5 protein-coding genes are annotated in these 11770 nt (G+C 69.3%); 3 read left to right on the forward strand and 2 right to left on the reverse strand.

Going from position 1 to position 11770, the window contains the following annotated elements; translation table 11 throughout:
* Positions 1 to 1306 precede the first annotated feature (1306 nt).
* A complete protein-coding gene (locus AB0H83_RS34315; RefSeq protein ID WP_360102391.1) occupies positions 1307 to 6235 on the forward strand; it encodes a hypothetical protein in 4929 nt (1642 codons plus the stop codon).
* Positions 6236 to 6321: 86 nt separating this feature from the next.
* Here the strand turns inward: AB0H83_RS34315 and gcvH are convergent, their stop codons facing one another.
* Positions 6322 to 6714 (reverse strand): glycine cleavage system protein GcvH, encoded by a 393-nt coding sequence (gcvH, locus tag AB0H83_RS34320; protein ID WP_360102393.1) that lies wholly within the window; start codon positions 6712 to 6714, stop codon positions 6322 to 6324.
* 370 nt (positions 6715 to 7084) lie between these two features.
* Between gcvH and AB0H83_RS34325 the strand changes: the two genes are divergently transcribed.
* The gene (locus AB0H83_RS34325) at positions 7085 to 8290 is read left to right on the forward strand and encodes a hypothetical protein (RefSeq protein WP_360102395.1); all 1206 of its coding nucleotides are present in this window, start codon (positions 7085 to 7087) and stop codon (positions 8288 to 8290) included.
* A gap of 559 nt (positions 8291 to 8849) precedes the next feature.
* Complete coding sequence (locus tag AB0H83_RS34330) at positions 8850 to 9002, forward strand: hypothetical protein (protein ID WP_360102397.1); 153 nt, start codon at positions 8850 to 8852, stop codon at positions 9000 to 9002.
* 554 nt (positions 9003 to 9556) lie between these two features.
* On the opposite strand, the gene AB0H83_RS34335 is transcribed toward AB0H83_RS34330, so the two are convergent.
* A complete protein-coding gene (locus AB0H83_RS34335) occupies positions 9557 to 9982 on the reverse strand; it encodes a hypothetical protein (RefSeq protein ID WP_360102399.1) in 426 nt (141 codons plus the stop codon).
* Between the last annotated feature and the right edge of the window lie 1788 nt (positions 9983 to 11770).

Raw genomic sequence — 11770 nt, forward strand, 5'->3', positions numbered from 1 at the left:
GGAGCGGTCGGGTGGGGTGTCGCGTGGTGGTGCGGTGGAGTTGCCTGGGGTGGTTCGTGGTGGTGCGGGTGGTGGTGGTTCGGTGCCGCATGTGGGTGCGCCCGCGCCGCGGATGCCGGGTGTGCGGGAGGTGGTGCCGTCGGGTTTGGGTGAGCAGGCTGTGCCGCCGGTGGAGCGGTCGGGTGGGGTGTCGCGTGGTGGTGCGGTGGAGTTGCCTGGGGTGGTTCGTGGTGGTGCGGGTGGTGGTGGTTCGGTGCCGCATGTGGGCTCGGGCGCGCCCGCGCTGCGGATTCATGATCCAGCGCACCTCGGCACGGTGCCGCCCAACGTCAGGTCGGCCCCACCGTCGCCGCATGGCGGACCCGATGGAGCTGGGCCGGCCCTGGGCGCTGCCGGCCGCCGGCAGGTGGAAGTGTCGCTGTCGCCAGGGCACGAGTTGAGTGCCGCCGACAGCCGAGCGGTCGGGAAGCTGTCGACGTCGAACGGGTCGGTGGTGATCCGCAGTGGTGAGGGACAGTTCCCGGCCTCCGGCCTGCCCTCGCTGCGGCGGGCGATATGGGCCGGCGCCGAGGGTGGTGAGCTGGTGGTGCCGGCGTCTCGGGTGACCGGGCTGCCGATGGACCGCTCGGTGGTGCCGACGCTTCGTGGCAGGCCGGTGCCGGCCGCGGACGCCGACGAGTTCCGAGTCTTCGGCAGCGAGGCGAAGGCCAGATCGGCTCACCCGACATGGTCGCCGGTCGCCCAGCGGTCGACAGGCCCCGGCGTGACCTCGGTGGGTGAGGAGAGCGTGGCGGCGCGGCAGGCCGCCGGGGTCCGGCCACCGACACATGAGCTGCCGGGCGAGTCGGTTCCCACGCCGCATGACAGGAACCGGCCGTGGAGCCTCGAGCAACCATCCGGGTCGGATGTGGTCCCGCGGCGAGCGGGAGCCTCGAACTTCGGCGACCCGGTCGGCGCGGACCCCGCACACGCAGCGAATGTCGAATGGACCCGGCGGCTCGACGGCCTGCACGAAACCCACAATGGTGGGTCGCTGCGGCTGGGCGACGGAGGCACCGGGCCGGGCGTCGTGCACATACCGCCGGGGTCCAAGGCGGTGCTCGACGGTGCGGGCGAGCTGCGCCTCGTCATACGGCCCGACGGGCGCAGCTTCGACCGTGACCTCGCCGGAGCCTGGTCGATGCGGACCGGGCGCGAGGAGATCACCGTCAGCAGGCTCACCGGGCCGGAGCGCCTGTCGCTGACCGATGGCAGGACCATCACCCTCAGGTCGGGTGACGAGGTCCGTCATGCGGTCACCGGCGACGTGGTGGCGTACCGCGTGGGCCGGGACTCTGACGTCTCGGATGCGGTCAGCGGGAACACGTTCCTGCGCGGGGCGGATGGACGCTGGAGTGTCGCGGACATTCACTTGGCCGAATTCCAGGGATGGCTGGCCAGCGCGAACAGGGCGGCACAGGCGGCGCGGGCACTGTTTGACATCGCCGAACGCTACGGGCCGAAGGTCGCCGCCGGCTCACGGCTCAACGAGCTGGACGACGCCGCGATCGCCAGGTTGCTGCGCTCCGAGCGGGACGGCGACGTGACCGCGGCCGTGTACGAGGTGATCCGCCGGCACACGGGCATGGAGATGCGGTGGACCCAGGCGGATGCGGTCGACGGGCTCACCCGCATCGAGGTGGTCAACATGGCGGCCGGCGAGGGGAAGTCGCTGGCGTACCACGCCGCGGTGGGCCGGCTGGCCTTCGGGAGAGGAGTCGCGCAGTACATCACCACCCGCGACAACCTGGCCGTACGTGACGCTGAGGCCCTTCGTGGCATGTACGAGCCGTACGGCGCCAAGATCCATCGAATGAACGAGGAGGGCAACGTACCGAAGCCGGTGCCAGGCGAGCCGACCATCTACGCCGGCACGCACAACGACATCGGATTCAGTTTCCTGGGGGGAAAGCCGATCCCTGGCCGGACCGCGGTCATGGACGAGATCGACGAGGCGCTGGTCTTCGACGACACCATCTACCAGCACAGCGCGGGAGTCGGCAATCCGGCGCCGAAGGCGGTCGCCGGTCTGGTGACCTGGGCCCGCGACTTCCTGAACTCGCACCGGGCCAGCGGTTCGCTCACCGCGGCCGACTTCAACCTCGGCCCGGGCCGGCGTGGGGAGTCCGGGCTGACCGGACAAGGCCTGACGAAGGTCGAGCGGATCCTTGGACGGATGCCGTCCGCGGCAGAGCTGAAGCGACTGAACCTCGCGGCGTTCGCCGAGTTCCAGTACCGGTACAAGACGCACTACACGCTGGACCAGCACAGCAAGATCGTCATCATCAACCAGACGACGCACAAGGTCATGAAGGACCTCGCGGCATCGACGGGGAGGTTCGGTCGCGAGACCCGTTGGAACGACGGGTTGGCGCAGGCGATCGAGGCCAAGCACAACCTCCCCATCCGCGCCGACGCGGACACCACCAAGAAGGTCAGCGCGGGGCAGATCTACAGCAGCGAGAACTACGATGTCGTCGTGGGCGCGTCCGGGACCGCCCTGGGGAAGGAAGTGCAGTTCGCCCGGCAGGGTCTCTCCGGAACGATCCGGGACGTCGCGCGCTACTTCAAGTCGAAGCTGGTCGAAGGCGACGACCTGGTGTTCGGAGCCACCGGGGAGAAGCTCGATGCCGTTGTCGCCCATGCGATCCGCGACGCGACCGCTGGCCGTCCACAGTGGATCATCGTGCACGACAACGCCCTTGTCTCGAAACTCTCGGACCTGTTCAAGGCCAGGAACGTGGATCACACCGCGGTCGATGCCGACTGGTTCCTGGCGAAGGGGTTCAGAGCCGAAGCGGCGTTCCAGCGGGTCATCGATGAGGGCGGCCAGGCCGGCAAGATCACCGTCGTCAACATGCAGGGTGCGCGGGGCGTCGACGTCCCGATCGGCCTGGACGTGATCAAGTCCGGCGGCCTGGACGTGAAGGTGACCGCGCGCTCCAGCATTTCGCATGACATCGACGTCCAGGCCATGAATCGCGCCGGTCGCAGCGGGCATCCCGGCCGTGCACAGTTCTACGTCTCACTGGACGACGACCTGTTCGTCCACGCCGGCAATCCCCGGGCGACCGTGACCGTCACCCGGTACGAGATCGCCAGGCACGCCGACCAGGACCTGCCCACCCTGTGGAGCGCCGCCGACTTCAAGCAGGCCGAAGCGGACGTGCGGAATCTGGTCCCGACCCTGCAGGCGGAGGCGCAGGTACGGTTCCTCGCCTCGATCACGCCGACTCCGAGCCTTACCGCGGCCGGTCCGGCCCACGCGGTGGACACCGGTGCGTCTGCCTCGCCGGGCGTGGGCACCCCAGCCGAGCACTCTCCCGCCGTGCCCGTTGCCGGTATGAGGCCACCGACCCCGGCGCGGAACGTCGGATCCGACGGGTCGACGCCCCTGACAGTCGAGGATGTGATGCGCCCATCCGGCTCAGGCCTCATCGACCCCGCTGTTCAGCTCTCGACGCTGCGCGCCGCCGCGCCGCCCGGATCAGGGCTGGAGATCCGGCCGCTGGCGGGTCAGCCGGGGTACGCATTGACCCGTGACGGCGGGACGAACCCGGTCCAGCCGGCGTCCAGCCGGGCATTCGGTCAGCGGTCCGTCCTGGTGGTGAGTCCCGGCGTGTCCGGCGCCGGCGACACCACCGTGGTCACGGAGTTCCTGGGCGGGCTGCCCGACCCGCAACGCGCTGCCATGTTGATCGACGTGGGCACCGGGCCACGCGTGCCGGTCGATGTCGTCCAAGGGTGGGCCGACCAGGGCTGGACCGGCCCGGGTGGGACCGCACCGATCATCGTTCCGGCCGACCGTCTGCTCGAGGCCCCGAACTCGAAGTGGTTCGTGCCGTACGTCGACACGAACCTGCTGGGGTCCACCTCGGATCACTTCGCCAAGTATTTCCTCGTGTACCCGTCAACCGGTCCGGCTCCCGTCGCCACACCGCACGACCTTCCGCCGTCCGGGGTGGCCAACCAGTTCAGGCTTGGCCAGGACTGGGTCCTCGACACCGCCCGGCCGGGCGCGGCGCTGGTGAGCCCACGCGCCGGCGGCTCGGGGCTGCTGCCTTCGCACCCGCTGACCGGCGGTCCGCCCGGGTCGATGCGGCTCGAGGTCACCGACTCCGCGACGATGCCGCCCGCGGTCAAAGCCCAGGTGCATCGACTGCTGAGCGAGCTGCCGCCCACAGTGCACCTTGTCGTCGACGGGCGGAGCGGGACGGACGTCGCGTCCTGGCGGTCCGGCCTGGAGGTCGCCGCCCTCGCGCAGCGCGTGCCGCCCGGCTACAAGGTGGAGAAGGTGCCGGCCGGTTATGCCGTCGGACGTGTCGGAGCTCGTCTCGCGGACCTGGAGGCCGCCCGGACGCTGCCGCCGCTGACCGGTTCGGTGGTGATCTTCCTCGATCCGTCCATCGGCGGTACCGCCGCGGTGACCCAGGTCCTCACCGCGGCCCAGATGACCGTGAGTGGTCAGGTGGTGGCGCACCTGAACCCGTCAACGGCGGTGGCGCCGGAGTGGGTCGCCAACACCGCCGGGGAACTGCGGCGGCGGGCCGGAGTTCCGGTCCTCATCTCCGCCAACGGACTGACCAGCCAGCCATCGCCGGATCAGTTCCTGCCGGTCGGTTCGGTCGCCGGCCACTACCTGGTGCTTGCGTCGCCGCGACGCCAGTCACCGGATTCAGCGATTAGCGATGCCGGTTCGACTTCGGATGCCGCCTCGGTGACGACGGTCGGCACGTCAGTGACCACGTCATCGTCCTACGGCGACAACGAACCGACAAACGGTGTCTCGACCGAGGAGATCCCGTCCGGGCTCTTCCTGCATGGCCCGGAATGGTCTGTCATCGCTCGGGAAGCGGCCACCGCACTGCCCCCGTCGAAACTCGGGACCAGAATCGTTCCGGATGCTGGCCTGTTCGCCGAGCTCGGATCGCTCGCGTCCGCCATCGGGACCATGAGCGGGCAGGTTTTCATCGATCCGCGATTCGCCGACGTCGAGCGGACGCCCGAGAGGCTGGCCGAGATCGCCGACACGCTGGGCGCCCCGGTCGTGGTCGGGGTCCACGAACTGTCCGGACTGCCGCCGGCGCACAGCATCGGCCTCGACGAAGCAGAACGAACGATCCAAGGCAGCGGCGTGGCCACCGCGTTCCTGGTGCCACCACGGGCCGGGAACCGGTCACCGTCCACGAACCTGGTGCGGCTGCGGGTGTGGCGCGACGATCTGCGGGCAAGGTTCGACGGCCCGGCCGTGGACGGGCCGTCGGCCGGAAACTTCCTGGCGGCATGGCGGGCGTTCAGCGACAAGGTGGACAACGCCGCAGGACGGGTGACGCAGACCGAGGTCGAGACGGTCGTCCGTGCGTACGTCGACGCGTCTGCGCAACTGCCCACGCACCTGGACCCGCTGCCGACGGTGGCGCAGATCCTCGGCCTGGCCCCGCCGTTGACACCGTTGCCGAACACGACGGGAGCCGACGGGCGCTACGTCGCTGGTGCGTTGAGCAAGGCCCTCAACGCGCTGTCGCTGGTTGCCAAGGCCGACGTCCGCGGCGCGGCGCTCGGCTGGAATCGCTGGGTGTCATCGCTGGGCACCGCCGCGGATCCCCAGGAGGTTCTCAAGACGGCGACCGCTCGGGTCACCGACATCTTCATGGCGGCGCGGCCCGTCGACGATCCGGCTTCAGTGCGCGCCGCGGCCCTGTACCTCGCCGGACGGGGCGCGACCCGGACTGTGCTCGGCTACCTCGCCGAGCCCGATTCGTTCCGCAGCGGACGCGTCATCCGCGCCGCGCTGCCCGCGGCAGACGCCGACCTCCTGAAGGCGCTGCGGAACCTGACACGCGGTTTCGCGAAGCTCAACTCGGAGAACGCCCTCGTCAACATGATCGGGGCGCTGGCCAACGCGTTGGAGCGCGAGACCGACATCCCTGACCTCCGCGACAAGCCCGCGATGGCCGCAGCAGTGGACATCGCACGCAGGTCCGTCCCTGGCATGGCCGGAGCCGGCTTCGAGGCGGACTTCAATCCCAACCGCGAGATGGCCGCGGCGCTGGGCATCTCGCGCGAGTTCATCCCTCGGTACTTCACCAACTCGGAGCGCGTCGATTTGGTGGAGCTCATCAACAGTATGATTGCCCGGAATCCCAGCCGGACCAATGTCCTGCGGTTGCTCGCGATCGCGGCTCTGGACTGCTGAAGCGCCCGATCGAACGGGCTGGACCTCACCTCGGACAGCCGGGGTGAGGTCCTGGGTGCGGCGGTGGTGGGGTTCTGCTCGCGTCTTCAGCACACCGTGTCGGGGAACGGCGCCATCATCAGCTTCGCGTACTCCTCGGCGGTCATGGTCGCACCGAGATCGGTGACGCGCAGCCGGAAGAGCCAACCGGCACCGAACGGATCGCGGTTGACCAGACCCGGGTCTTCCCGGAGGGCGGCGTTGACCGTGAGGACCACACCGGAGGCGGGGGAGTCCACATCGCTGGCTGTCTTCGCCGACTCGACGGCGCCGCATGGCTGTCCTACGCTCAGTTCGGCGCCGATGTCTGGCAGGTGGACGTACACGATGTCGCGCATGCCGTCGGCCGCGTGCCTGGTCACACCGATCGTGACCGAGTCGCCGGCCTGTTCCAGCCAGGTGTGACCAGCGCTGTAGCGCAGGTGTACCGGCACTGTCATCGGTATCTCCCCTCGGGTGCGCCGGGCGGCGCAAACCCTTACCGGAATACGACGTCAGCGGCGGCCCGGTTCACGCCTGCGGGCGTGAAAGCCGCGGCGGGGTGTCCCGGTTCAGGGGACCCCGTCCGGCAGTACCCGCCGTGACCCAAACATCGGGAACTGGGGTTGAGCGACGCCACGACCTAGCCTTCTGTGACGCGCTGCTGGGGCTGATCGGAAGTGGGGCCTGGTGAAGGGTCAACAGGACGGGCCGACTGGCACCGCCGGCGAGGAACCTGGTGGGCCGGCCAGGCGTTCAGATCCGGTTTCGCATCCGGAGCGCCGCCCCGACCCGCCAGCTGCTCGGCCCGGATCGCCGGCCGGATCGCCGGTGCCGTTGATCGCGTGGGAGCCACCGGCCGGGCGGTGGCCCACCTCGCCGGTGGAGTCGGAGCTGGCCGCCGCGGACACGGCGGCTGACGCGTCGCTGCCACCACGGACTGTCGAGGATCCGGCAGGGACGAGCCCCTGGTTGGAGCCGTCGGCGATCCGTCCCGTGCCGAGTCCCGCGATGTTGGCGGCGCCGGAAGACGGCCAGGTGGTGCTCCCGGACGAGGCTGAGCGCACCTACGGCATCCCCGTGGAGAATCAGGAGAAGTTCTGGCTGATCGCCACCCGGCACAACGTGGTGATCACCGTCCGGCCATCGAACCCGTGGGTGCCCGGACATCTCCGCGGGGGTGCGCTGCCCAAAGGTGAGGAGATCAAGGCCAAGACCATCAACAGGGTCGATGTCCAGTTGGGCGCCGACCCGAACTACCGGGGTCTGGTCGGCTTCTTCAAACCCGATTCGCCGGCACCTGAGTCGGAGCCGGCGCAGCGTCGCTGGAACCAGCGACGTCGTGAGCATCGGGCCCTGTATGAGACGATCACGAATCTGGTCGAGAGCGGCCGGTTCGCGATTCGCGACGGTCTGATCTTCGAGAAGGGCGAGGACGGAGTACTGCGGCCGATCACCGGCGACCACGATCTGTGGAACATCCAGGATCTGGACGGCAACGCGCTGCCGGCCGACCGCTATTACGACATCGTTCAAGAGATGATCGACAGCCGGATGGCGGTCAAGCACGGAGCGCACCGGTACTGGTACCCGACCTCCGAGTTCGGCGCGACCATCTACCGCGACGTCGTCATGGGGCACTTGCCCGGTCAGGAGCCGCTGCTCCGCTTCGATCCGAGCCGTCCGGCCGAGCCCGACGGGTGGCCGCGGATGACCGCCACCTACGCCGCCGAGGCTGACCTGCGACCGAATTCAGCGTTGGCCGACCATCAGGGCGCCGGCCGGCAGCGTCGAACCCCCACCAGGCCGACCCGGGCCTCACCCTCACGGAACTGCCACCGCCGGCTCGGCCGCGCGACCTTGCGCCGACCGAAACGGGGGAGCCGGAGGGTGCCCGAACCGGTCATCCTGTCGCCGCTGCCACGGCGCGCCGCACACGAACGCAAAGCGGTGCCTGTTCATATTCGCGGCCGGACCCGGCGTGGGGTGTTCCGCGGCCCTGGCGCACCACCGGCGCGTCGACCTCGACCGCCTTGACGGCGGGCCCGTCCGGAAGGTCGCCACGAGCCCGCACGGCTCTTCCAGCCGCTTCTCAGCTGGGCCCACATCATCGCCGCAGCGCCGGCCCGGCGCGTCGTCGCGGCACATCGACCCTGCCGGCGCCAGACAGCCCGCCTCCACCGTCATTGGCCGCTCCGCGCGAAAGGCCGACGCCGGCGCGCTGGGGGTGACGGGTCGCCCCAGTAGGCGATCACGACGGCCTGGACGCGAGCCGATCTTCTCCGATGACGATTCGACGGCGACGGCGACGGCGAGCGGCTGGATCAGGATCCCGGCCGTGCCGCCGCCAACGTCGAGCACGACGCCGGTGGCGCGGCGACGAGTGCGACCGACAGGCAAACCTGTTCACCGCACAGCCAGTCAGCCGCCGGCTGCGCCGTGATCGCCCGCGAAATAGCACAGCCCGATCACATCAGCGTGACCGGGAGGGCTGATGGCTCGACGAGCCACCCTGGAAACCCGGGACTCCGGGTTCTGGTGAACGACAGCAACAGCCACGACGTCTTATTCACTGACCGGCTACAACCAAAGGCGTATGGAGATCGCATGGCACCGGGAGTCAACCGCAAAACACTGGCGTCGCCGGCTGCGTGGCGGGCTGGCCGCGGCGGTGACGGTCCTGATCGGCGGCGCACTCGCAGTGGGCGGGGACAGCCCCGTCACGGCCAATTCGTTCTCGCCGAAGTGAATGGGCCAATGGGCGTTCCTCAACCACCAAACCGGACGGTGCCTGGACAGCAACGCCGCGGGCAACGTCTACACCAGCCCGTGCAACTGGAACAACACGCACCAGAACTGGCAGATTACCGAGCCCAAGGCCTTCCGACCGTCCCGTATCCGGTCCAGACAGCTCGCCGGTCTCGGTCGGGGCGGCCTGGCCCGTCAGGCCGGGGCCACCGGGTGTCAGATCCGACGCTCGGCACTGTGGCTCGCGAAGCAGGGACTGCCCCTGTCCCCACGCAGTCTCCACCGTGTGGTGACGGCTCTGGGCCGTCGCGCCGTCGACGCTCGCGCTGCTGACGTACGCCTGGGTGGTACGGCGAACGGAGCGCCGCGCACCCGCAGCGACGGCACCGGCTGGTGCTGGCCTCGTTCTCGGCCGAGGGCGGGGCCGGCACCTGCTCGTCCGCGGCGGACAGACCCGCGCACGTGCGCGGACGAACAATGTTCATATCGCTGTGCACCATTGGGGTAAATGTGACGAGTCCGAACTCGCCGAGGCTGCAGTGGCAGCCGTCCGTGTCACATTTGGCGGCTGCGGTGTTGCGGCGGTTGGGCGGTGCCGGCCAGCGCACTAGGCTGGGCAACTGGACGGTAACGGTCACGCGCTCGGGATTGGATGTGCGCCGTGCCGGCGCTGCGGTTCCCGACCGCGCGGGGGTGAACGGGCTGTTCCGGATCACCGCTTCTGATTTGCCGGGCTTGAGCGGGCTGTTGCCTGTCGTGCGCCAGGCACTCAACAGCGATGATCTCACGGGTATGGGAGTGCTCGCTGAGCTGTGGCCGGATTCCGATGATCCCGTGCGAACGCAGGCGGTGGGGGCACAGATTCATCGACTCGACGAACTGGTGGAGTTCGCTCAACAACAAGCTGTGTCGATTGCGGTGAGGCCAGACCTGTTCGCGGGCGAAACGCCGGACCATCGATGGGTCGCGCACGATCAGCACGGCCGGCCGACGTCTGATTCGGCTCTAGTGGTCGAGTACCGTCTACGACAATCGCAGGAGGCGCCCAGCGAGAGCGGTGAGCGGCTGACGCCTGCCGGAACCACACATGGTGCCGAACCCGCACCGGAACCGGCGCAGAGCCAGCCGCCGCAAACCGGCTTTGAGTCCGAGATTCCGCAGTCTCGTTCGGCTCTCCCGCGACCGCTGGAAGGACGCCGGCCGACGGTGGAGATGGTGCTTCCTCCGTCCGGGACACGGTTGCCCGACGATGTTGTCCGGCGACTGGAAGCGCAAGCGGAGACAGCACAGGGTTTCGCTGGCCGGGGCCGGGTGACCACGCCGAACCTGCCGAGGCCGCGGTGGCGGCCGTCCGTGTCACGTTTGGTGGCTGCGGTGTCGCGACGGTTGGACGGTGCTGGCAGGCGCGTTCGGCTGGGCGGCCGGACGGTGACGGTCACACCCTCGGGATTGGATGTGCGCCGTGCCGGCGGCGCGGTTCCCGACCGCGCTGATCCGGCTTTCGTGGCCGAGTACCGTGAGCGGCTGACGCCCGCCGGAGCCACGCATGGTGCCGAGCCCGCACCGGAACCGGCACAGAGCGGGCCGCCGCAGACCGGCGTTGAGCCCGAGCGTGCGTCGTTTCGTTCGGCTCTCCTTGACGAGCCGATGGCAACCACCGAGCCTGATCGGCCGATCGTGACCCGGCCCGGTTCCTCCGGCGTGCCCGACGCGGGTGCTGGCCCAACGACCGGCCCGCGACCGGCGGAAGGACGCCAGCCGGCGGAAGGACGCCGGCCGACGGTGGAGGTGGTGCTTCCTCCGTCCGGGACACGGTTGCCCGACGATGTTGTCCGGCGGCTGGAAGCGCAAGCTGAGTTGAGCCTACGGACGTGGCTGGTGGTGGTGCTGGAGGTCGGGGATCGGGATGAGGTGGTGCGTCAGGTCGGTGCGTTGTTGGCCGGAGGGCAGGTGCCGTCCGATGCGGTGGTCGCGTTGTATCCGATTCGGGGCACCCGCCTTTCGCCCGAGACGGTCGCGGAGGTTGCGCAGATGCGGCCGACTTGGCGGGTCGATAACTGGACCGTGCACGCGGGTCCGGTGGCGGTCTTCGAGGAGGACTTGACCGAGCCTGTAAGGCGGTCATGGTTCTCGGACGACCCGCAGTCGAGCGAGAACCAGGCGGTGCGGGTCGATTATGCGGGACGGCGGACGTTTCGCGCTCTTGATTATCAGGTCTGGTTCGTCCGGCGATTCGACGAGCACCGAAATCTGATTGATACGAGGCTTACAGAGGGGCCATATCGTCTTTCGAGCCATGCGAGAATTTCGAATCCCACACCGGCGGGACAGCAGCGGATACGTCGGATGGACATGTGGCGTTCGTCGCCGTGGCGTGCTTACGAGTATGACCGGGCGTGGGTGTTCCTGGAGCGGCCCGAGCCGGACGGTGACGAAGGCGGGAATCGTCGGTTGGTTTGGCTGCGTCAGGCAGCTTTGCTGCCGGGTGAGGACGTGCGGGCGGCAGAGCCGGATCTGGGACCGCTTCGGTTTGACGACCTGGAGGCCTCAGCCCGGGTCGTGGTGGTGCAGACCCCACAGCTGTTCTCACACAGCCGACGCGACCTGAACTCGGTTGGTGGTACGGCGCTGACCCCCAGCGGGATCATCTCGGCAGCCAGGCTGTTCGACGAGTTTCTCAATGACGCGCTGCCGCCGGCGGCACTGGGGAATCGCCCTCGGGTCCATGTGGTGGTGCATGGCTGGCCGGGTGGGTGGAACTCGACTGTG

This window comes from Dactylosporangium sp. NPDC050688 (assembly GCF_040654515.1).
In the GTDB taxonomy this organism is placed as follows: domain Bacteria; phylum Actinomycetota; class Actinomycetes; order Mycobacteriales; family Micromonosporaceae; genus Dactylosporangium.

Bases quoted from the DNA above. Each gene is read 5' to 3' on its own strand.
- gcvH (WP_360102393.1), bottom strand. From the start codon at position 6,714: ATGACAGTGCCGGTACACCTGCGCTACAGCGCTGGTCACACCTGGCTG.
- AB0H83_RS34330 (WP_360102397.1), top strand. From the start codon at position 8,850: ATGGAGATCGCATGGCACCGGGAGTCAACCGCAAAACACTGGCGTCGC.